This window comes from Pseudomonas sp. HTZ2 (assembly GCF_033173945.1).
GTDB classification, from domain to species: domain Bacteria; phylum Pseudomonadota; class Gammaproteobacteria; order Pseudomonadales; family Pseudomonadaceae; genus Aquipseudomonas; species Aquipseudomonas guariconensis.
On record NZ_CP137332.1, the window covers coordinates 4,428,941 to 4,451,591 of the forward strand.

Below are 22,651 nucleotides of genomic sequence, written 5' to 3' on the forward strand. Positions count from 1 at the left end.
GGGCGTTGCAATTAGTGTCCGGCTGTCCCAAGCTCTGCCATTCCCGCCGCCACGGACCGCCCGATGCCCAACCGCCGTCGTTACCTGATTGCCCTGCTCTTGCTGGTCCTGGTATCGGGTGTCATCGGCTACCTGAGGCGTGACCCGCAACCCACTGCCCCTGCCATCCCTGCCCACAGCTATGCCAAGGCCTTGCGCCAAGCTCATGATGGCGAGCCGGGTGCAGCGCGGGTGCTCTACCAGCAACTGCAGCGCAACGACCTGGCGCCGATCCGCCGGGCAGCCCTGCACGCCGAGCTGCCCAACTACCCCTCCCCCCAGGCACTGAAACTCGCTCGCCAGGACCTGGAGCACGACGACCCGATGGTTCGCCGCGCCGCCATTACCAGCATTCGCCGGCTGTTACCCGCAGCTCAACGTAGTCTGGTTCTGGGCCCGTTGCTGGAGGACGAGGACCAAGGCGTGCGTTTTGCTGCGGTGGATGCCTTGCTGGGCCTCGATCCCGATGCAATCGGTTTGTACTTCGGCCCCTTGCAGGACACCTTGGAGCAGTACCAGCAGGCACTGGAGGCCCAGCCCGACGACGCCGCCGCGCAAGTGCACCTGGCGCGTCTGTATCTGCATGAAGATGCCTACGACCAGGCCGCCGCCGCCCTGCAACGCAGCCTCAAGATCGCCCCTGAGAACCTCGACGCACTGGCCACGCAGGTCCGACTGCTCGAACGCCAGGGCCAGCACGACGCCTCTCGTCAAGTGCTCGCCAAAGCCTTGGCCCTGCGCCCGGACTCAGCCTTCCTGCAGCATCAGCTGGGCCTTTGGCTGACCCGCCACGATCAAAAAGAGTACGCCCTGCTCGCCTTCTCACGCGCCGTCGAGCTGGAGCCGGACAACCTCGACTACCGCTACAGCCTGGCCGTCACTCTGCATGACCTGGAGCAGGTCGAGGCTGCGCAGAAACAGCTGGAGACCGTGCTGAGCCGGGAACCTGCGAATCGGCGTGCGCGGGTGCTGTTGATTCAGTACTGGAAGGAAACCGGGCAACTGCAGAACGTACAGGTGCTGCTGGCCGAACTCGAGCGGCAGAACCCGGACGATCCGTTGCTCCAGCAAGGTTTGTAGGACGCCGCTCATCTGCGGCGGAACCCCTGCTCTCTGTTCGTGGTCCAGTGGGTATCGGTGACCAGAGTCAGGAGAATCCCTTGGCCGCTGCGGTGCTCATAGACGAACGGGCTCTCATCCTGGGGCCCGCGCAGATCGCTGCGCAGATGTCTCGCCTGCTGACAGGTGCAGGCTTCGTGTGCCTGTGCACCGACAATGTCACGCGCCTGGGCGAATGGCTGGCCGAAGGTGTAGGCCTACTGATTGCCGCCAACAGCACGCTGCCGACAGACCCGCAATCGCCACTGCAAGTGTTCATCGACCAACAACCGGTGTGGTCGGACCTGCCTGTTCTGCTGCTGCTCGATACCCCCCCTTCAGGTACCGACCCTCCCACCTCACGACTGGGCCATCTGCTGCAATTGCCATCGCCTGTCGACGATACCCAGCTCCTTCAGATGAGCCAGGTGGCCCTGCATGCACGGCGCCGGCAGTACCGTGCCCGTGACCGCCTGTGCGAACTGCAACAGCGCCTCGATGACCAACGGCAACGGCCTAAGGAGGAGGATCGGGCATGGCGCCAGACCCGGAAGATGGACGCCGTAGGCCAGCTGGCTGGCGGCATCGCTCATGACTTCAACAACTTGCTCACCAGCATCGGCGGCAGCTTCGAACTGATCGAAAAGCGCTTGCTCCAAGGACGTACGGAGCAGTTGGGAGGCGTACTGCGCATGGGACGCGAAGCCGTGGCACGCGCCGCTCGCCTCACCCATCAGTTGCTGGCGTTCTCTTCTCGGCAGTCCTTGCAACGAAAAATCATCGATCTGCGCAGCCTGCTCCAGCGAGAATCCCTGCAAGCCAAGCTCAACGTATCCGTGATGTTGCAGCTGATCCTGCCAACGAATCTTTGGTTGGTCGAGGCAGACGAGATGCAATTGCGTGAAGTACTGGACAACCTGGTACTAAACGCCTGCGAAGCCATGCCAAGCGGTGGTCAGCTCGACATCGAAGCCAGCAATCAGCATATCGACGATGCCTGTTTCAGCGGCGGTGGACTGTCCGATGGCGACTATCTGCGCCTGAGCATCCGTGACACCGGCCATGGCATGTCGCAAGGCACCCTTGAACGTGCCTTCGAGCCGTTCTTCAGCACCAAACCGATCGGTCAGGGTATCGGCCTGGGCCTGTCGATGGTCTACGGTTTCAGCAAACAGTCTCACGGCCATGTGGTGCTGCACAGCCAGATTGGACACGGTACCCAGGTCGACCTTTACCTGCCACGCTATCGCGGCCAGGCAAAGCCCAAGACAGATACGCACCCCATGAAAGCCGTCGACGGCAATCGTGATGTGCTGATCGTCGAGGACGATCCTCATGTACGAAACCTGGTTTTCCAGGCGCTGCGCGAAGAGGGTTTCCCCTGTCAGGCGGCCTGCAATGCCGATGAAGCCCTGCAACTGCTGAACTCGCCAAGGCAGTTTGCTTTGCTGATCAGTGATGTAGGGCTACCAGGAATGAACGGTCGTCAACTCGCGCAGATCGCCCGTAAACGGCGGCCTGGCCTGCAGGTGCTGTTCATCACCGGCTATGCCGAGACCGCCATGGCTCGCGACGACTTTCTCGACCCCGGCATGCAGCTGATCTGCAAACCGTTCGAACTGAGCCAGTTGCAGGCCCGGGTCATGCAGATGCTCGGCGAGGCCTGATCAACGACCGATGTCTTCATTCCACAGCGCTGGATGGTTTTCGATGAAGTCGCGCATCATCTGCTCGCACGAGGCATCCTGCAGCACTTCTACGCGTACTCCCCGGCTTTGCAGCAATTGCTCTTCACCCATGAACGTGCGGTTCTCTCCCACCACCACATGGCCGATGCCATAGAGCAAGATGGCGCCACTGCACATCGGGCAAGGCGACAGCGTCGTGTACAGCGTAGCCTCGCGGTAGACCTGCGCGTTTTGGCGACCGGCCCGTTCCAGGGCATCCATCTCGCCGTGCAGGATGGCACTGCCGCATTGCACCCGGCGGTTATGCCCACGCCCGATGATCCGCCCCTCATGAACCAGCACCGAGCCAATGGGGATGCCCCCTTCGGCAAGTCCTTGGCGCGCCTCATCGATGGCCGCCTGCATGAATGTGTCCATACTGCCTCCTGTCATGCCGCCATGCTCGACGGTCTGCCGAGCAGGCTAGCACACGCGCCGGGCCGTGGCTTTCCCGCCATGGGCGTCTATGCTCATTAGGTTTTCTTCTGCCCCGGGCAGATCCGGGCCCTTTGCTGGCGCTGGGAGTGTGGTCATGAGCAAGAAAATCCTGGTTGTGCTGACCAATACGGCGAAATATCCAACGCTGCGGCGCGCCACCGGTCTGTGGCTGGGCGAAGCGGTGCACTTTGTCGACGAGGTCCAGAAGGCCGGCTATGCCGTCGACTACGTCAGCCCCGCCGGGGGCTATGTACCGATCGATCCCCACAGCCTGCAAATGGCGCCCGAGCTCGATTGGCAGTGGTATGACGACAAAGCCTTCATGAATCGCCTGGGCAGCACCCTTTCTCCCGGCCAAGTCAAGGCCGACAGTTATTGCGCGATCTACTACGCCGGCGGCCATGGCGTGGTCTGGGACCTTCCCGACAACGCGCCGCTGCAGGAACTGGCCCGACGCATCTACGAGGCCGGAGGGGTGGTGGCTGCGGTGTGCCATGGCGTGGTCGGCTTGCTCAACATCAAGCTCAGTGACAACAGCTTGTTGGTCAGGGGGCGACAGGTCACCGGGTTCTCCAACACCGAGGAGAAACTCGCCGAGTTGGACAAGGTCGTTCCGTTCCTGACGGAAAACGAACTGGTCGCCCGTGGCGGCAAATACAGCAAGCACGAGGACCCTTGGGCTGCCTTCGTCGTCAGCGACGACCGGCTGATCACCGGGCAGAATCCGGCCTCGAGCCGGCAGGTAGCGCAACAGGTGCTGGAGCGACTGAAAAAGCCGGCATGACTCCGACAACGTCTTTTGCCATGTACCGCTGCGCAAACGGATCGCAGCTACAGTCCACCGGCTACCTGCCCCGTTAATCTTTCCGGCTTCTGTCCATTCAGGACAGTCTGGTCGGAGGGTTACATTTCGATGTCGAGGTTCACTCACGCAGGCCGCAGCCTGCTCGAGATACTGCTGGTCCTGACGATCGGACTGGTCCCGATGGTGTCAGGCCTGCTAGTGATGGTGTACCAGCTGGAAAGAAAACTCGAAGAAAACGCCTTGGTGTCCGTTCAGGAGGCCATCTTCACCGTCGACCGAGTATTGGACCATTTGCAAACAGCCGCCTCCACTGCACTGCCGCTGGCTGGACAGCCCTGTGCGAAGGTTCTGGGGAAGCTCGAACGGCTGGTGGCTGGCGATCCGCGCATTCGCTCGCTGGTGCTGACCCAGGATGGCCAGGCCTACTGCAGCACGATCGAAACCACTTCGTCCTACAGCCCTGCCTTTTCCACTCCCAGCGCCCATGTGCAGCTCAACTTCAACTCGCCGGTCACACCCAATGACGTGGTCGTCGAACTGCGTCTGACCTATGCCAACCCAGGAGTGATTGCCACCGCCTACGACCTGGAGCTGCGCAACGAACTACGCGGGTTCCAGGATGGCCTGGTGCTGCTGTTGGAATTTGGGGAGACATACCTGTGGAGCGCAGGCGATAGCCGAGAAGCCCAACGCCCTTCGCAAGCGGAGTTCTTTCGCAGTGCGATGTCGAGCAAGCATGGGTACACGGTCAAGGGAGGTTATCCCCAAGGCCATACCAGCCAGGAGATTCGTCAATCGATGTTGCAGATACTCCCCTCACTCGCCCTGATAGGGTTGCTGACGGGGGCAATGATGTATTGGGGAATTTTCAGGAATCGTGCCAGTGGCAGGCACGCTGCGTCATCCCGGGGATGACCCAGCGTGCCCTGGGCCTTATTCGACGTTCAGGACGCCGCGGCGAACCTGGTCACGCTCGATGGACTCGAACAGCGCCTTGAAGTTGCCTTCACCGAAGCCGTCGTCACCCTTGCGCTGGATGAACTCGAAGAAGACTGGGCCGAGCAGGGTCTCGGAGAAGATCTGCAGCAACAGACGCTTGTCGCCCGCCTCGGAAGAGCCGTCGAGCAGGATGCCACGGGCCTGCAGCTCGTCGACTGGCTCGCCATGACCTGGCAGGCGCTCTTCGAGCATTTCGTAGTAGGTCTGTGGAGGCGCGGTCATGAAGCGCATGCCATAACCTTTGAGGGCATCCCAGGTCTTGATCAGGTCATCGGTGAAGAAGGCCACGTGTTGGATGCCCTCACCGTTGTACTGCATCAGGAACTCTTCGATCTGCCCCGAGCCCTTGGACGATTCTTCGTTCAGCGGAATACGGATCATGCCATCGGGCGCCGTCATGGCACGCGAGGTCAGGCCGGTGTATTCACCTTTGATGTCGAAGTAGCGGATCTCGCGGAAGTTGAACAGTTTCTCGTAGAAACCGGCCCAGTAGGCCATACGGCCGCGATAGACATTATGGGTCAGGTGGTCGATGAGTTTGAGGCCCGCACCTTTCGGATTGCGGTCAACGCCCTCGATGAACTTGAAGTCGATGTCGTAGATCGAGCTGCCTTCTTCGAAGCGGTCGATCAGGTACAACGGCGCTCCGCCAATACCTTTGATCGCTGGCAGACGCAGCTCCATTGGACCGGTTTCGATTTCGACCGGCTGCGCACCCAGCTCCAGGGCGCGGGCGTAGGCTTCGTGGGCATTGCGAACACGAAATGCCATGCCGCAGACCGATGGGCCGTGCTCGGCGGCAAAGTACGAGGCGATGCTCTTGGGTTCGTTGTTCAGGATCAGGTTGATGCCGCCCTGACGATACAGGTGCACATCTTTGGAACGGTGGGTAGCCACCTTGGTGAAACCCAGCATCTGGAAGACCGGCTCCAGAACGCCTGGGGTGGGGGAAGCGAATTCGATGAACTCAAAGCCCATCAGACCCATCGGGTTGTCGAAGATATCAGCCATGTTGGTGTCCTCATCTATAAGCGAAAAACAGTGAAATCAGGTGCTTTGGATGTCGGACAGGCGTGGTGGCGAGCAGGGTATGCCGCGCACGCTGCGGGCAAGGAAGTCACCAATGATGAGTTTGAACCCTTGATATGTCATATGGACCCATTCTCGGCGGGCTTGATCCTCCGGAACGCGGAGAACCTTATTCTTGTATTCGTAAACGGATTCTACAGTGCGTAAAATCATTTGTCGCGCTTTAGTTCACCGCTTCGGCCGACAAACGGCTATCCTCTGCCCATTGTTTTTCATCAGATTAGATCAGCATGCCTTTCAAGGTTAAACGCTCCGCCCGTCGGGGCTGGCGAGTCCTGCTTCCCTGGGCCGTCGGCGCGCTGCCGCTGCTGTGTGGCCTGGCAATCATGCATTGGCAGGCCCAACGCGAGTTGCAAAACACCAGCCAGGCCACGACCCGACAAGTGGTAGAACAGGTCGAACATATCCTCGACAACATTTCCAACGCCGCCAAAGAGCTATTGCCGCTGGTCGGCCGCCCCTGCGACGAAATCGACCTGGCTCTGCGCAGCCAAGTCACCCGGAACGCCTTTGTGCGCTCCACCAACCTGTTCCACAACAACACCCTCTATTGTTCCTCGCTGTTCGGCAACTTCGACGAGCCGGTAGATGCGCAAGACTATACCGACGGTCGCCTCTGGCTGATGAGCGGCAACTCGGTTACGCCCAACCACCCCTTGCTGGCCTATCGCGCCAGCAACGCTGGCAGCGGTGCGATCGCCACCGTCGATGGCGACCACCTGACCAGCGCACTGCAGTGGGTCAGTTCTGGAGAAGAACTGCAGCTTCAGGTCGGCGACCACTGGATGGGCAAGGACGGTGTGGTACACAAAGGCACGCCGCCAGCAGCGGCCATCGCACCCTCGGTACAGGCATCGATCCGCTACCCGTTCAGCGTTCATGGCGGCTATGGAACAGGGAAGAAAGTCCAGTTCGTCTCCGAACACTATCCGGCCCTGCTCAGTCTGTTGCTATTGCTCGGCGTCCTCGCCGGCATCGTCTGCCACTGGCAGATACGGCGTGCCTCGTCGCCTCGAGCCGAACTTAGCCGAGCCCTGGAGGCCGATGAATTCCTCCCATACTTCCAACCCGTGGTGCGCAAGGACGACTACCGCTGGGCTGGGGTCGAAGTCCTGATGCGTTGGGACCACCCACGCGAAGGCCTGGTGCGTCCCGACCTTTTTATTCCCTATGCCGAGCACAGCGGCCTGATCGTCCCCATGACCCGCGCTTTGATGCTGCGTACCGCCCAGGCCCTGGCGCCGTATGCCGCACTGCTGGAGGATGGATTTCACATAGGCATCAACATTACCGCCGATCATTGCCGCGACTTGGAGTTGCTGGATGATTGCCGCACCTTCCTCCAGCACTTCCCGCCGGGGCGCGTGGTGCTGACCTTGGAGCTGACCGAGCGCAAGCTGATCGAAGCCACCCCCATTACCCTGGAGTTGTTCGAGAAACTTCATGACATGGGAGTGATGATCGCTCTGGACGACTTCGGCACGGGCCAGTCGAGCCTCAACTACCTGCGCCAGTTCAAGGTCGACTACCTGAAGATCGACCAGAGTTTCGTGGCCATGATCGGCGGCGACGCGTTGTCCCAGCACATTCTCGACACCATCATCGAACTCTCAGGCAAGCTGGGCCTGGGCATCGTGGCCGAAGGAGTCGAGACCGAGGTTCAACGCGATTACCTGGCCCGGCACCAGGTAGGCTTCCAGCAAGGCTACCTGTTCGGCCGACCGATGCCTGTGGACGACTTCCTCCAAGCCCTGGCCGCCCGCCCGGGGAGCTCGCGGTTGCCGCACAGCATACGGCCTGAGATCATGCCCAACTGATCCACACGCTCATATCCATTAACAGAGGCATTCGTGTCAAAAGGCATCGTTTCGTCCGTCATGGCGTCCTGTCTGTTCGCCGTGATGTATTTCTATACCTCCCTGATGGCTCCACTGGATGGCGAGGAGATCTTCGGCTGGCGCACGCTGCTCACGCTCCCCTGCCTCACCCTGTTCATGCTGGCCACCAAGGACTGGAAACTGGTCGGTGGCTTGCTCGCTCGGGTCAAACAAACGCCGACATTGCTACTGGGGATGATCGGCACGTCCTGGCTGATGGGCGTGCAGCTATGGCTGTTCCTCTGGGCGCCTTTGCATGGGCGCAGCCTGGAGGTTTCCATGGGCTACTTTCTGTTGCCGCTGGCCATGGTCCTGACTGGTCGACTGGTCTATGGCGAGCGCCTTTCGCGCCTGCAAAAAGTTGCGGTAGCGTGCGCCGTCCTGGGCGTGGGGCATGAGCTGTACCAGAATGGCAGCTTTGCCTGGGAAACCCTGGTGGTGACCATTGGCTACCCAATCTACTTCGTCCTGCGTCGGCGCTGCCGCACCGATCACCTGGGCGGTTTGTGGTGCGACATGTTCCTGTTACTGCCGTGGGCGCTGTACTTCGTGATGCAGCGCCCGCTCACGCCGGCCGACTTGGCCGAACATCCGGGCCTCTATGGCTTGATCCCGTTGCTCGGCGCGATCAGCGCCTCAGCCCTGATCGCCTACGTGCTGGCCAGCCGCTTGCTGCCATTTAGTCTGTTCGGGCTGCTCAGCTACGTGGAGCCGGTGCTGTTGGTCGGCGTAGCCCTGCTGCTGGGCGAGACCATCGGCCCTGACCAGTGGCTGACCTACCTGCCGATCTGGGCCGCAGTGCTGGTGCTGGTGCTTGAAGGCTTCAAGCACCTGCTACGCCAGCGTCGTCGCTCGGTGTAAGGCGAACCTGGCGCACCCTGCGCTCCTCCACTGCCATCACCGTCAGCGTCCAGCCATCGCAGGCCAGACGATCACCGACCACCGGCAGACGATCCAGCAAGCTCATGACCAGACCCGCGAGGGTCTGGTAATCCTCGGTAGCGCGGGCGCTGAAACCGGTACGCGCCTGTACTTGGCTCAGGTTCAACGCACCGCTGACCACAAACGCCCCGCCCTCTTCGACGATGCCTGGCCCAGTCACTTCACTGGCGTCAGGCAGTTCTCCGGCGATCGACTCAAGGATGTCGGTCATGGTCAGCAAGCCTGTGAAGTCACCGAACTCATTGACCACGAAGGCGATATGCGTGGAATGTGCGCGCATCTGCTCCAAGGCATTGAGGATGCTGAAGCTCTCCAGCAGGTTAAGCGGCGCACGTGCCAGGCGCTCCAGGTCAGGTCGCCCACCGGACAGCAATTCCTTGAGCAGTTCTTTCTTGTGCACGAAGCCCAACGGCTCTTCGATCCGCCCATCACGGATCAGCGGCAGACGTGAATAGGGCGAGTGGGCCAGCGCTTGGGCGATGGCATCGGCAGGCAGGGCCAGGTCGATGGCATCCACCTTGACGCGCACGGTCATCACGGTGCGGATCGGCCGCTCGGCCAGATTCAGCACGCCACTGATCATCACCCGCTCGCGACGGTCGAAGACCACCTGTTCACCACCGCCTTCGACCAGATCGGCGATCTCATCGCCCACTTCGTCCGCCTCCACCCGGCGCCCGCCCATCAGCCGTAGGACGGCATGGGCAGTTCGCTCGCGCAGCGGTCGATGCTGTTGCAAGCTGCGCTTGCGACGCGCACGCGCCAACTGGTTGAACAGCTCGATCAGCAACGAGAAGCCGATGGCCGCGTACAGGTAGCCTTTCGGAATGTGGAAGCCCAGGCCCTCGGCTGTCAGGCTGAAGCCGATCATCATCAAGAAGCCCAGGCACAGCATGATCACCGTGGGGTGGGCATTGACGAAGCGGGTCAGGGGCTTGCTGGCGACGATCATGATGCCGATGGAGAAGATCACTGCGATCATCATCACCGATAAATGCTCGACCATACCCACTGCGGTAATCACCGCGTCGAGGGAGAACACCGCATCCAACACCACGATCTGCGCCACGATGGGCCAGAACGCCGCATGCCGGGTAGCGCCGTTGGTCTGCACCACATGCCCTTCCAAACGCTCATGCAACTCCATGGTGGCCTTGAACAACAGGAACACACCACCGAACAGCATGATCAAGTCACGACCCGAAAAACTCTTGCCCAGCACCTCGAACAATGGCGCGGTCAAGGTGACCATCCAGGAAATGCTGGCCAACAGGCCCAGACGCATGATCAAGGCCAGGCTCAGGCCAATGACCCGCGCACGGTCGCGCTGATGCGGCGGCAGCTTGTCGGCCAGGATGGCGATAAACACCAGGTTGTCGATGCCCAGCACCAGTTCGAGCACGATAAGCGTGGCAAGGCCCAGCCAGGCCGTAGGATCGGCTAGCCATTCCATTGCGAAGTACTCATGCGGGAGGCGTCACAGGGACGTGGGAAGGAAGGCCGATATGGCCAGAGACTGGGGGGCTCCGAGAAGGTGCTCATGGTGACCTTGATGGCTAATTGGGATGTTGATCCTACAGTCACCGCGGCTTTTTCTGACAGGGTGAAACTATTACAAAAGCTGTAGGGAACTTTTCTTCAATACCCTGCCTGCCCCCTTCGGCCACGATGGTGCGTCCCACCACTCAAGGAATATTTCTCATGAGCCTGTCCCTGTCCATGGCTGCTTTCGCTCTGGCGGCGTCCATTTCACCCGGCCCGGTCAACATCGTTGCCCTAGGCAGTGGCGCTCGCCATGGCCTGCGCGCAAGCCTTGGCCATGCCGCCGGAGCGACCCTGGGCTTTTGCCTGTTGTTGGTGCTGGTTGGCCTGGGCCTGCATGAACTGCTGCTGCGCTGGCCGTTGCTGGGCCGCTTGCTGCATGGTGGCGGGGTGCTTTTCTTGCTGTACATGGCCTGGAAGCTGGCCTGTGACAATGGCCAGTTGACTACCGAGCATCAGGACGACGCGCCTTCAGCCTGGCATGGCGCGGCCATGCAGTGGCTCAACCCCAAGGCCTGGCTGGCCGCTGTGGCAGGCATTGGAGCCTATACAGGGGGTGAGCAGCATTTGTTATGGCTGTTTGCCTGGACCTATGGGCCGATCTGCTTCGTCTCGATTGCCAGTTGGGCCTGGGCCGGCAGTGTGATTCGCCAGTACCTGGGCAACCCTGGGCATATGCGCATGTTCAACCGGGCACTGGCAGCTTTGTTGCTCGCCAGCGCGTTGTACCTGGCCTTGGGCTGACCCTAGCGGCCCGAGCGATAATGCCCAGGGGTCGCCGCCAGGTGCTGCTTGAATGCCCGTTGCAGATGCGCCTGATCGGCAAAGCCTGCCTCCGCCGCTACTTCGGCGATCGCCCGCCCCTGGCGTAATTGGGCCCGGGCGTGCTGCACGCGTTGGTCGAGCAGGTAGCCATGGGGTGTCAGGCCGAAACGCTGACCAAAGGCGCGGATCAGGTAAGCCCGCGACAGGCCGACGGCAGCGCAGATATCTTCGATCGTCAAAGGGTCGAGCCGATGAGCGCGGATGAACGCAGCAGCAGCTTCCAATCGGGGATTGAACTGTATCGGCGGTGTCGGCTCGTCGTCGAGGTCACCCCGCAATGTCCTGAAAAACGCGGCCAGGCAGGCTTGACGGTCTGCGCACTGGTCATCGAACAGTGTGGCAAAGACCTCAAGCAGCCGGCCGTACAGCACCGGTGAGGTGCTGTACGTCGCCAACGGCAGTTCAAAGCCCTGGGCCTGTAGCCACGGCAGGTCGACGAACAGCATCAGGTAGGACCAAGGCTCGTCCTTGATGGGGTTGCAAGTATGGACCACTCCGGGGTTCATCAGCACCGTGGTGCCTGCACTTACCTCCCGTCGTACGGTGCCCGTCACGTAGGTGCTGCGCCCGCCGGTGATAACGCCAATCGAAAAGCTCTCGTGGGAATGGGGCGCATAGCACACCTGGCGGCCATCCCCCACTCGCCGGGCTTCAACGAAGGGTAAAGCCGGATCCCGCCAGAACCGCGACACCTCGATCATCGCTGCGCCCTCATCGCGCCTGGAAAAACGTCAAAACATGATGTGATACGGCGTATAGGCCCACTCTGATGCACGCTGAACAGCGCCGGTTTGCGGCTCGAGCAGTTGCAGGCGCAGCCATTGGTCGATGAACAGATTCGCCGCATGGGCACCTTTGGCATTCTGCCCGAATACGATGCCCACCGAGTAGGGATACAGATTGTTTTCCAAGTACGCCGTTTTGGCGGCCTTGGATTTGTAGGCCAAGGCGAAATCATCGCAATCGAACACCTCTGGCTTGTACTTGAAATACTTGAGGCCTGACTCAACCCAGATGCCGCGCGCTTGTTGAGCGGATATGGCCTCGTAGTACGAATCCACGGACGTCTGATACGTCAAAGTCGTATTGGGCCAGGTCGCTTTGATCAACTCTCTCACCCTGACAAGCGGAATCGACAATTTGTGCAAAGAGAACCGAAGCTGGTCATCGTCGGAGACGTCGCTTTCAGGCACCAGCTTAACCCACCCCCACTTACCAGCAGGCGCCTGCACGGCCATACGCGTGCTGCCGATTTCACAGCTCAGCGTGAAAGCAAACATTTGTCGATGGTTGACGATTGTGGTCCCACTTCGCTTGATCCTGAAACGCAGGCGCGGATAGTCCGTCCAAACCTTGAACCCCGCGAATACATAGTCTCCAGCGGTCGAGTTGCCATCGGCGAAGAAGGACCAGCCGACCATCTTCTTTTCCGCGGACATCGACAGGTTTTGACTGGTCGGGTCCAGATGCACCACCAACGGCACTAGTTCAGCGCCATATCGTTCCGGCTCACCCAGATACACCCACCCCCAATCATCGGACTTTGCATGAACGCACAGGACACGCCCATGTTGATCACGCAGCACCATGCGGTCAGTGGCCTTGATCTGCTTAAGGCCCAGCGCACGGGTCAGCTCTGCCGTGAAATCCGGGGCGGTGGTATCAGGCTCCGGTGGCGGCTCGACGGGTTCAGGGCGCGGCAATATCTGACCAACGAGTGGGCTGTTGGCATCATCGGGTTGACCGGGGACAAGTTTGTGAATGGGCATGGGTAATTGCTCGTCGACTTGAAATGAGTCGACAACATGCGCGAGACCTGAGCCAGCCATCAGCGGGTAAACATTCCAGAGACCACTGACAAGGCGCACTCATCAGGCAAAAAAAGGGCGGTTCTCACCGCCCTCTTCCCACACTCTGCAAACCTTACGGCATGACCGGTGGCACATAGTGCAAAGTCGTGCCCAGGGCCCACAGCAACACCAGCACCAACGGCACGTGCACCAGCAATTGTACGAATGAAAAGCCGATCAGGTCCCGCGCCTTGAGCCCCAGCACGCCCAGCAGAGGCAGCATGTAGAACGGGTTGATCAGGTTGGGCAAGGCCTCGGCGGCGTTGTAGATCTGCACCGCCCAGCCCAGGTGGTACTGCAGGTCGTTGGCCACCAGCATCACGTAGGGCGCCTCGATGATCCATTTGCCGCCGCCGGACGGGATGAAGAAGCCCAGCACTGCCGAGTACACCCCCATGAGCACGGCATAGGTGTCGTGGGAGGCGATCTGCACGAAGAACGTAGAGATGTGGTGCGCCAGGGTCTGTTCATCCACGCCCTTGACCTGAGTGAGGATCGCGGCGATCGAGCCGTACAACGGGAACTGGATCAACACCCCGGTGGTGGTCGGCACCGCGCGGGTCACAGCATCGAGGAAACTGCGCGGACGCCAGTGGAGCAAGGCGCCGAGCATGATGAACAGGAAGTTGTAAGTATTCAGGCCGGAGATGGCGGTGATCGCAGGTTTGGTGGCGAATTCTTGGTACAGCCAACCGCCAGCCAGGGCAACCAGCAGCAGGGTCAGTATTGGGCTGTACTCCAGCCACTCGCCCGGACGGGTGCGTTGGGCCACCGGTGCCGCGCTGAAGCTTGGGTCGACGCCGCATTGCTCGGCGGTGCGGGCACTGTTCGGCCCTGGCGCAGTGGCATAGGCAATGGCCAGCGAAACGATCACCAAGGCCGCCAGCATGACGCCGGATTGCCAGAGGAAAATGGTCTCGGTGAATGGAATCACCCCCGTAATGGCGAGGATCGACGGCGGCAGACTGGCCGGGTTGGCCTGCAACTGTGCAGCCGACGACGAAAGCCCTAGCGCCCAGACCGCACCCAGGCCCAGATAGGCGGCAGCGCCTGCGGCACGGTAATCCATCTTCAGGTCCTGGCGCCGGGCCAGGGCACGAACCAGCAGACCGCCGAATACCAGCGACAGCCCCCAGTTGAGCAAGGATGCGAGCATCGAGATCAGCGCTACCCAGCACACCGCCGAACGACCGTTCTTCGGCAACCTGGCCAGGCGGTCGATCAGCCGCGCGGCGGGCGGCGAGCTGGCCACCACATAACCACCAATGACCACGAAAGCCATTTGCATGGTGAATGGGATCAGGCTCCAGAAGCCATCGCCGAACGCCTTGGCGGTATCGGTAGGCTTGGCGCCCATGACCATCGCGCCCAGGCACACCAACACAACGGCCAGGGCGGCGAATACCCAGGAATCGGGGAACCAGCGTTCGGCCCAATTGGAGCAACGCAGGGCAAAACGGGCGGAGCGGCTGTCTTGGATTTCAGCGGCCACGGGATTTTCCTTTTATTTGTTTTTTTGATTTTCAAGCACTGAAGCAGCACAAAGCCCTGTGGGAACAGACTCACCCGCGAAGACGTCCGTTCAGGCGACGGTGTCGCCTCGACTGACGCTTTCGCGGGCAAACCCGCTCCCACAGGGCCGATGTTTCTTAGAAGGTCATTTCCTTCACGTCATCCGGCACGATCAGCTTGCCGGCGGTCTTCTCGATGATTTCCTCCACGCTGACCCCCGGGGCGGTCTCGCGCAGGATGAACGCGCCGTCTTCGATTTCCAGGTAGGCCAGGTCGGTGAGCACCTTGCGGATGCAACCGGCGCCGGTCAGCGGCAGGCTACAGCGCGGCAGCAGCTTGGATTCACCATCCTTGGAGGCATGGGTCATGGTGACGATGATGTTCTCGGCACCAGCTACCAAGTCCATGGCGCCGCCCATGCCCTTGACCAGCTTGCCAGGAATCATCCAGGAGGCGATGTTACCCTCCACGTCAACTTCGAACGCTCCCAGCACGGTAAGGTCGACGTGGCCGCCACGGATCATGGCGAAGGATTGCGCGGAGTCGAAGATCGATGCACCGCGGCGGGCGGTGACGGTCTGCTTGCCGGCATTGATCATGTCGGCATCGATCGTGCCTTCGGTGGGGAACTCGCCCATGCCGAGCAGGCCGTTTTCCGATTGCAGCATCACGTCCATGTCGGCGGGCACGTAGTTGGCCACCAGGGTGGGGATGCCGATACCGAGGTTGACGTAGTAACCGTCCTTCAGTTCACGGGCGACGCGTTGCGCCATCTGTTCGCGGGTCAGTGCCATGGTCAGGATCTCTTTGTTGTTCTGTGGACGGCGCGTTAGGCCTTGACGGTGCGCTTCTCGATGCGCTTTTCGAACGTGCCGACGATGACCCGGTCGACATAGATGCCGGGGGTGTGGATCTCGCTGGGCAGCAACACGCCCGGTTCGACGATCTCCTCGACCTCGACCACGGTGATCTTGCCGGCGGTGGCGGCCAGCGGGTTGAAGTTCTGCGCGGTGTTGCGGTACACCACATTGCCGTAGTGGTCGGCTTTCCAGCCCTTGACGATGGCGAAATCGCCCGTGATGGATTCTTCGAGGATGTACTTACGCCCCTTGAATTCACGCACTTCCTTGCCTTCGGCGACGGGAGTGCCGTAGCCGGTGGCCGTGTAGAAGGCCGGGATGCCGGCACCGCCTGCGCGCATCTTTTCGGCCAGGGTGCCTTGAGGGGTCAGCTCGACTTCCAACTCACCGCTGAGCAGTTGGCGTTCGAACTCGGCGTTTTCGCCGACATAGGATGCGATCATCTTGCGGATCTGACGGTCTTCCAAGAGGACACCCAGGCCGAAGCCGTCGACGCCGCAGTTGTTGGAGACCACGGTCAGGCCTTTGACGCCGCGGCGCTTGATTTCAGCGATGAGGTTTTCGGGGATGCCGCACAAGCCGAAGCCGCCGGCCAGTACCGTCATGTTGTCGGTCAGGCCTGCGAGGGCCTCTTCATAGGTTGCTACGCGCTTGTCCAGTCCGGCCATGCTCAGTCGCCTTTTGTAGTTGTTGGAACCGTGGAGGCATCTTCACCGCTGTCGACTGATTTGTTAATTTTGTTTTCGTCATCGATTGATAACTTTTTCAAAACAAAATCGGGTTCGTCATGAACGTCAAGCAGTTACGCGCCTTCATCACCGTGGCCAAGTACCAGAGCTTCGCCCAGGCCGGCGAACATCTGCATGTCTCCCAGCCGGCCTTGAGCCTGACCATCAAGGCCCTGGAGGACAACCTCGGCGGTGCGCTGTTAACCCGCACCACCCGCAGCGTCAGCCTCACCCCCGAAGGTGAAGTGCTATTGCCCTTGGCCCGGCGCCTGCTGGCAGATTGGGATGACACCGAGGAAATGCTACGCCAGCGCTTCACCCTGCAATTGGGGCGGGTCTCGGTGGCGGCCATGCCCGCCTTTGCCGGCAACCTGCTGCCGCGCTCGCTGAAGGTGTTCCGCCAGCGCTACCCCAAGGTCAACGTCACCGTGCATGACGTGATCAACGAACAGGTGCTGGAGCTGGTGCGCCATCGCCGCGTCGAGCTGGGTATCGGTTTCGAGCCGGAAAACCTCGACGGTTTGCGTTTTCATCCCCTTTATCTGGACCGCTTCGTGGCGGTGGTACCCGCCGACTCGCCACTGGCAAGCCAACCTCAGGTCACCTGGCAGGATCTGCTGGCCCAGGATTTCATTGCCTTGCAGCGTCCTTCGGCGGTGCGTCTGCTGATGGAGCAGAATGTAGCAGCCAGCCACGGCAAACTGACTGCGGCGTTCGAGAGCCATCAACTGTCGACCGTAGGTCGCATGGTCACCAACGGCCTGGGCGTGAGCGCCGTGCCAGCGCTGTGCATCAACCAGATGCAGGAGCTCGGCGCGCGCTGCGTGGCCCTGGTCGAGCCCCGCGTGGAGCGCCGTATCGGCGTCATTGCCCTGGCCGACCACAAACTTTCCACGGCAGCGCAAGCGTTGCTCGACGTCGTGCTTTCCCACACCGATCCACAGGAGGTGACATGCGTTTCGTGAATCTGGCAGACGCCAGCGTCCCGGCCATTGGCCAAGGCACCTGGTACATGGGCGAGGACCCACGACACAAGGCCGCCGAGGTGGCCGCCCTGCAACAGGGCATCGAACTGGGCCTGACACTGATCGACACGGCGGAGATGTACGCCGAAGGTGGCGCCGAGCAGGTGGTCGGCCAAGCCATCGCCGGACGCCGAGAACAGGTATTCCTGGTCAGCAAGGTCTACCCGCACAATGCCAGCCGCCGCGGCATTCCCGCTGCCTGCGAGCGGAGCCTGACGCGTATGGGTACCGACTGCATCGACCTGTACCTGTTGCACTGGCGTGGCCAGTATCCGCTGGAGGAAACCGTCGAAGCCTTCGAGCGCCTACGCGAGCAGGGCAAGATCCGTCGCTGGGGCGTGTCCAACTTCGACCTGGAGGACCTGCTCGAGCTGGACAATCCCGACTGTACCACCAACCAAGTGCTGTATAACCCGGCTCAACGAGGCATCGAGTTCGATCTGCTGCCATGGAGCCAGACACATCGATTGCCGACCATGGCCTACTGCCCGCTGGCCCAGGCCGGGCGTTTGCTGCAACACCCGGTACTGGCCGAGATCGCCGAGCGGCATGGGGCCACACCGGCCCAGGTGAGCCTGGCCTGGGTGACGCGCAACGAAGGCGTCATCGCCATCCCCAAGGCGGTGGAGCCACTGCATGTGCGGCTCAACGCGGCGGCGGGCGAACTGAGCCTGACCGACGAGGACTTGCAGGCGATCGACAAGGCATTTCCGGCGCCGACGCGCAAGCAGCACCTGGCGATGGTCTGAGCGTTCTTCGGGGCTGCTTGGCCCGGCGCTCTCCGCGATCGGGTTCGAGGCTAGTGAAAATCCCGGCTGCGCACATCCAGCCCCTGCAACAAGGGGCTGATGTCCTCAAGGCGCCGGGCAATCAAGTGGCGGACGCCCTTCTCCTGCTCCAGCCGTCCGCTCACCTTGAGCAGTTGCGACCCGACCAGTGCCCTGCGTTGGCGCTCAGCCAGGTCACGCCAGACCACTACGTTGACCATGCCGTGCTCATCCTCGAGGGTAACGAACGTCACGCCGCTGGCGGTCTGCGGCCGCTGTCGCCCTACCACCACGCCGGCCACGGCGATGCTGTCCCCATGCTCGACATCCGCCAGCTCGGCAGAGCTGCGACATCCCAATGCCCGAAGATTTCGTCGCAACAACGCCAGAGGATGTGGCCCTAGGGTCGTGCCCAGGGTGGCGTAATCGGCAAACAGGTCCTCGGCCACGCTCGGCACCGGCAACTCCACCGCCACTTCTGGCGCAGCCTCCACCTGGGCGAACAACGGCAGCTGCGCCTGCACGGCCGCCACCTGCCAACGTGCCTGATGACGGTCGCGAGCCAAAGCACGCAAAGCACCGGCATCGGCCAAGCGGGCACGGGCGCGGCTGTCGAGCTCGGCGCGCAAGCACAAGTCCTCGACATCACGCCAGGGCTGACGCGCCCTCGCCTGCTCGAGGCGTCGGGCATCGGCCTCGCTGAACCCGCGTATCTGCTGCAACCCCAGGCGAATCGCCAACGCGCCCTCACCGTGCGGTTCCAGGGTGCAGTCCCATTCGCTGTGGCACACGTCCACCGGTCGCACCTCGATGCCCTGGCGACGCGCCTCCTGCAACAGCTGATCAGGGCTGTAGAAGCCCATGGGCCAGCTATTGATCAGCGCGCAGGTGAAGATCGCTGGCTCATGGCACTTGAGCCAACTGCTGGCATAGCAGAGCAAGGCGAAGCTGGCGGCATGGGACTCGGGGAAGCCATAACTGCCAAAGCCCTTGATCTGCTCGAAGATCCGCTCGGCAAAGGCCCGCTCGTAGCGGTTCTTCAACATGCCATTGATCAATCGTTCACGGTGCGGCTCCAGGCCGCCGTGGCGTTTCCAGGCAGCCATGCTGCGGCGCAACTGGTCCGCCTCGCCCGGGGTGTAGTCGGCGGCGATCATGGCCAGCTCCATCACCTGCTCCTGGAACAACGGCACCCCGAGGGTACGCTCGAACACAGCTTCCAGTTCGGGTGAGGGATAGGTCACTTTCTCCTGCTTCAGGCGTCGGCGCAGGTAGGGGTGGACCATGTCACCCTGGATCGGCCCGGGCCGGACGATGGCCACCTCGATCACCAGGTCATAGAACTTCTTGGGTTTGAGGCGCGGCAGCATGGCCATCTGCGCCCGCGACTCGATCTGGAACACACCCATGGTCTCGGCGCGGCTGATCATGGCGTAGGTGGCGGGGTCTTCCTTGGGGATAGTCGCCAAGGTCAGGTGCCGGTCTCGGTGACGGGCCAACAGGTCGAAGCAGCGGCGCAAGGCGCTGAGCATGCCCAAGGCCAGCACATCGACCTTGAGCAGGCCGACCAGGTCGAGGTCGTCTTTGTCCCACTGGATCACCGTGCGCTGCGCCATGGCGGCGTTCTCCACCGGCACCAGGCGGTCCAGCGGCTGCTGGCAGATGACGAAGCCCCCTGGGTGCTGCGACAGGTGCCTGGGAAAGCCGATCAGCTGGCCAGCCAGCACCAGGATGCGTTGCAGCGAAGGGCTCTGTGCCTCGAAACCCGCCTCGGCCAGGCGCTGGGCATCGGGGATGCGGTCGCTCCAGCGCCCGCAGCACTTGGCCAGGGCGTCGACCTGGTCGGCCGGCAGCCCCAGGGCCCGGGCCACATCACGTATCGCGCCGGCGGCATGGTAGGTGTTGACCACTGCCGTGAGCGCCGCCCGGTCACGGCCATAGCGACGGAACACATACTGGATGACCTCTTCCCGGCGGTCATGCTCGAAGTCCACGTCGATGTCCGGCGGCTCGTTGCGCTCACGGGACAGGAAGCGCTCGAACAGCAGCCGATGCTCCATCGGGTCCAGTTCGGTGATGCCCAGCACGAAACACACCACCGAGTTGGCGGCAGAGCCCCGCCCTTGGCAGAGGATGCCCTGTTTGCGAGCGAAATCGACGATGTCGTAGACGGTGAGAAAGTAGCTTTCGTAACCCAGTTCGGTGATCAGTCGTAACTCTTTGTCCAAGGTGTCCAGCGCCTTGCGGCTGACACCTTGCGGCCAGCGTTCGGGCAAGCGCGACTGGCACAGATGGCGCAACCAGCTGGCGGGGGTGTGTCCTTGCGGCACCACTTCGCTGGGGTACTGGTATTTCAGCTCATCCAGGCCGAAGCGACAGCGGTGGGCAATGACCTGGGTTTCGGCCAGCAGGTCGGGCGGATACAGCTCGCCAAGCTCGGTCAAGGTGCGCAGGTGACGCTCGCCATTGGGGTACAGGTAGCGGCCGGCCTCTGCCAGGGTGCAATGCTGGCGGATTGCGGTCATGCAGTCCTGCAGGGCGCGCCGGCCCCGGACATGCATATGTACGTCGCCGCACGCCACCGCGCGAATCCCCACCTGGCCCGCCAGGACGTGCAGTTGTTGCAGACGCCGGGCATCGTCGCACCCTCGATGCAGGTGCACCGCCAGCCACAGCCGCTCGCCGAACAGCGACTTCAGCCATAGCCCATTGGCCGGTGCATCCCCGGGCTGGGCAACCCACAGCGCCAGCAGACCCTGGCAATGGGCTTGCAAGTCCTCGCGGAGCAATTGGTAGGTGCCTTTTTCCGACCGGCGTCGCGCCCGAGTGATCAGTGCGCAGAGGTTCTGGTAGCCCTCGAGGCTTTCGACCAGCAGCACCAGCTTGGCGCCCCCATGAAGCTGTACTTCGCTCCCGACGATAAGCCGTACACCCTCCTGCCGGGCTGCCTGCCAGGCGCGGACGATGCCGGCCAGGGTGCATTCGTCGGTGATCGCCAGGGCCTGGTAACCCAAGGCCTTGGCCCGCTTGAACAGCTCGTCGGCACTGGAGGCCCCGCGCTGGAAGCTGAAATTCGACAGGCAATGCAGCTCGGCGTAATCCAACCCACTCATGCGAACCACCCCTGCAGCCACAACTGCCCGGGCTTGCTCAGGTCGTCATAGGCCCACCCCTGCAAACCATCACGGGTCTCTATGCGGTAGTAGTCACGACGCACGTCGCCGCCGTCCCACCAACCCGACTCGATACGCTCGGCCCGCCCCAACCGGCGCAAGCCTGCTTCGCTCAGCGGCTGGGGCTCAGGTAGCAGCCAGCCAGGGCGGCTGCCTGGCGCGACCGGCAATACGCCCAAGGCCCCCTGCTCCACCGGCTGCCAAGCGCATTCGGGACGGTGATCGGCTTCGGCGCTCAGCGCCTTGACCGCATCGTCGCCCAGGCGCGCCCGCAGGCGTTCGCGCAGCTGCTCCCAGGGTTGGGCCTGTTGGGCCCGAGGGTCGAACAGTGCCTGGTGCTGGGGCACGAAAGGTGGCAGGTCCTCGGCCAGTAAACGAAGGTTACGTACCGGCGCAGGAATGCGCAGCGACTCCAAGCGCCCGCGTGCCAGCTCGAACAGCCTGGCAGCATCGCGCTCGGCGGCCAGCAGACCGACCTTGAGCTCGGTCGCCGGCCCTTGGACATGTTCCAGGTACAGGTGGAAGCGCTGGACGCCGCAGTCCCGCCCCGCGAGAAAGACCGCCAGGTCGCTCAGCAGACGGCGCAAGGGGAACAACAACGCCTGGTGCGATTCGACATCGAAGTTCAGCTCCAGCCGCACCTCGAAGCGCTCCGCTGGTTGATGGTAGGCCAGGCCCAGGCTGCGCAGGCCGAGCAACTGGTCCAGGTGCACCTGCACCTGGGCGGCAAAGCGCCGGGCCAGCGCATCGCGTGGCAGGGCCAGGACTTCACCGAGATGGCGCAGCCCCATGCGGGCGAACGCCGTCGCCGCCTCCGGGGGCAGACCGATCTTGTCGACAGGCATGCATGCCAGGGCAGCCCGGGTATCCTCCACCGTCATCACTGCCAAGCCGTCATGACCATTGGCGAGCACGCGCGCGGCCACCGGGTTGGTGGCCAGGACAATACGGTGACGCAGCCCCAGTTCGTCCAGCTCCAGACGCAATCGAGCCTCGAACGCCGGCCAGGGCCCGAACAGCCCCAGACTTGAACCGACCTCCAAGAGCAATGCCCGCGGGTAGTGCCGACTGACCTGGCCACTGAAGCGGTAGGCCCAAGTGGCGAGCAACTGCTGGAGCTGCTCGATGCGCGCAGGGTCGGCCTCCACGCACGTGAAGCCATCAGCCAGGGCACGGGCGGTCGTGAGGGTTTGCCCGGCCCGCAGGCCCAGCGCCGCAGCCGCCGCATTGACCGATTGCACCACCCGCCGCTGCTGCGGCCCGCCGATCAGCACCAGGGGGGCGCCAGGGTCGTCACGCTCACGCAGGACGCTGTCCAACGCCAGTTGCGGAAACACGATACACGCCCACAGCAT

The 22,651-nt window shown here is 62.2% G+C and carries 19 protein-coding genes; 9 read left to right on the top strand and 10 right to left on the bottom strand.

Translation table 11 applies throughout. From position 1 onward, the window contains the following. Positions 1-63 precede the first annotated feature (63 nt). Both R6G97_RS20440 and R6G97_RS20445 read left to right on the top strand, forming a co-directional pair. Complete coding sequence (locus tag R6G97_RS20440) at positions 64-1,119, top strand: tetratricopeptide repeat protein (RefSeq protein WP_253132695.1); 1,056 nt, start codon at positions 64-66, stop codon at positions 1,117-1,119. An 80-nt stretch (positions 1,120-1,199) separates the two neighbouring features. After that, a complete protein-coding gene (locus tag R6G97_RS20445) occupies positions 1,200-2,804 on the top strand; it encodes an ATP-binding protein (protein ID WP_317847426.1) in 1,605 nt (534 codons plus the stop codon). Here R6G97_RS20445 and R6G97_RS20450 read toward each other — a convergent pair whose 3' ends face one another. After that, positions 2,805-3,242, bottom strand: coding sequence for a nucleoside deaminase (locus tag R6G97_RS20450; RefSeq protein WP_043214990.1), 438 nt, complete (start codon positions 3,240-3,242; stop codon positions 2,805-2,807). 154 nt (positions 3,243-3,396) lie between these two features. Between R6G97_RS20450 and R6G97_RS20455 the strand changes: the two genes are divergently transcribed. Both R6G97_RS20455 and R6G97_RS20460 read left to right on the top strand, forming a co-directional pair. After that, positions 3,397-4,086, top strand: a complete 690-nt coding sequence (locus R6G97_RS20455) for a type 1 glutamine amidotransferase domain-containing protein (protein WP_182940914.1) — start codon at positions 3,397-3,399, stop codon at positions 4,084-4,086. Between the two features lie 129 nt (positions 4,087-4,215). Continuing rightward, a complete protein-coding gene (locus R6G97_RS20460; RefSeq protein ID WP_317847427.1) occupies positions 4,216-5,022 on the top strand; it encodes a CSS-motif domain-containing protein in 807 nt (268 codons plus the stop codon). 18 nt (positions 5,023-5,040) lie between these two features. On the opposite strand, the gene hppD is transcribed toward R6G97_RS20460, so the two are convergent. Further along, positions 5,041-6,117: a 4-hydroxyphenylpyruvate dioxygenase gene (gene hppD, locus R6G97_RS20465; protein WP_043214998.1), complete on the bottom strand. Its 1,077-nt coding sequence runs from the start codon at positions 6,115-6,117 to the stop codon at positions 5,041-5,043. 308 nt (positions 6,118-6,425) lie between these two features. Between hppD and R6G97_RS20470 the strand changes: the two genes are divergently transcribed. Together R6G97_RS20470 and rarD are read left to right on the top strand one after the other, a co-directional pair. Further along, on the top strand, positions 6,426-8,012 hold the full coding sequence (locus R6G97_RS20470) for an EAL domain-containing protein (protein ID WP_043215001.1): 1,587 nt from the start codon (positions 6,426-6,428) through the stop codon (positions 8,010-8,012). Positions 8,013-8,045: 33 nt separating this feature from the next. Further along, entirely contained in the window at positions 8,046-8,933 is an 888-nt protein-coding gene (rarD, locus tag R6G97_RS20475) for an EamA family transporter RarD (protein ID WP_043215003.1), read from the top strand. On the opposite strand, the gene R6G97_RS20480 is transcribed toward rarD, so the two are convergent. Continuing rightward, positions 8,896-10,467 carry a TerC family protein gene (locus tag R6G97_RS20480; RefSeq protein WP_043215005.1) on the bottom strand — a complete coding sequence of 524 codons (1,572 nt, stop codon included), beginning with the start codon at positions 10,465-10,467 and terminating at the stop codon, positions 8,896-8,898. The two genes, rarD and R6G97_RS20480, sit on opposite strands and share 38 nt — an antisense overlap. A gap of 248 nt (positions 10,468-10,715) precedes the next feature. Here R6G97_RS20480 and R6G97_RS20485 point away from each other — a divergent pair, with 248 nt between their 5' ends. Further along, positions 10,716-11,300, top strand: a complete 585-nt coding sequence (locus R6G97_RS20485; RefSeq protein WP_317847428.1) for a LysE family translocator — start codon at positions 10,716-10,718, stop codon at positions 11,298-11,300. Between the two features lie 2 nt (positions 11,301-11,302). On the opposite strand, the gene R6G97_RS20490 is transcribed toward R6G97_RS20485, so the two are convergent. The 5 genes from R6G97_RS20490 to R6G97_RS20510 form a co-directional block, all read right to left on the bottom strand. Next, positions 11,303-12,082, bottom strand: a complete 780-nt coding sequence (locus R6G97_RS20490; protein WP_090342518.1) for a helix-turn-helix transcriptional regulator — start codon at positions 12,080-12,082, stop codon at positions 11,303-11,305. A gap of 30 nt (positions 12,083-12,112) precedes the next feature. Continuing rightward, entirely contained in the window at positions 12,113-13,150 is a 1,038-nt protein-coding gene (locus R6G97_RS20495) for a lectin MOA-related protein (RefSeq protein WP_139205731.1), read from the bottom strand. Positions 13,151-13,304: 154 nt separating this feature from the next. Continuing rightward, positions 13,305-14,723 carry a short-chain fatty acid transporter gene (locus tag R6G97_RS20500; RefSeq protein WP_090342507.1) on the bottom strand — a complete coding sequence of 473 codons (1,419 nt, stop codon included), beginning with the start codon at positions 14,721-14,723 and terminating at the stop codon, positions 13,305-13,307. Between the two features lie 157 nt (positions 14,724-14,880). Next, positions 14,881-15,537: a CoA transferase subunit B gene (locus R6G97_RS20505; protein WP_070572443.1), complete on the bottom strand. Its 657-nt coding sequence runs from the start codon at positions 15,535-15,537 to the stop codon at positions 14,881-14,883. Between the two features lie 35 nt (positions 15,538-15,572). Further along, a complete protein-coding gene (locus tag R6G97_RS20510; RefSeq protein WP_043215587.1) occupies positions 15,573-16,271 on the bottom strand; it encodes a CoA transferase subunit A in 699 nt (232 codons plus the stop codon). Positions 16,272-16,390: 119 nt separating this feature from the next. Here R6G97_RS20510 and R6G97_RS20515 point away from each other — a divergent pair, with 119 nt between their 5' ends. Then, on the top strand, positions 16,391-17,296 hold the full coding sequence (locus R6G97_RS20515; RefSeq protein ID WP_317847429.1) for a LysR family transcriptional regulator: 906 nt from the start codon (positions 16,391-16,393) through the stop codon (positions 17,294-17,296). Then, positions 17,284-18,105, top strand: coding sequence for an aldo/keto reductase (locus tag R6G97_RS20520; RefSeq protein ID WP_317847430.1), 822 nt, complete (start codon positions 17,284-17,286; stop codon positions 18,103-18,105). The genes R6G97_RS20515 and R6G97_RS20520 overlap by 13 nt, the downstream gene beginning before the upstream one ends. A gap of 50 nt (positions 18,106-18,155) precedes the next feature. On the opposite strand, the gene R6G97_RS20525 is transcribed toward R6G97_RS20520, so the two are convergent. Both R6G97_RS20525 and R6G97_RS20530 read right to left on the bottom strand, forming a co-directional pair. Then, on the bottom strand, positions 18,156-21,257 hold the full coding sequence (locus tag R6G97_RS20525) for an error-prone DNA polymerase (protein ID WP_442800209.1): 3,102 nt from the start codon (positions 21,255-21,257) through the stop codon (positions 18,156-18,158). Continuing rightward, positions 21,233-22,651, bottom strand: a complete 1,419-nt coding sequence (locus R6G97_RS20530) for a Y-family DNA polymerase (protein ID WP_317847432.1) — start codon at positions 22,649-22,651, stop codon at positions 21,233-21,235. Before R6G97_RS20530 ends, R6G97_RS20525 begins: the two co-directional genes overlap by 25 nt.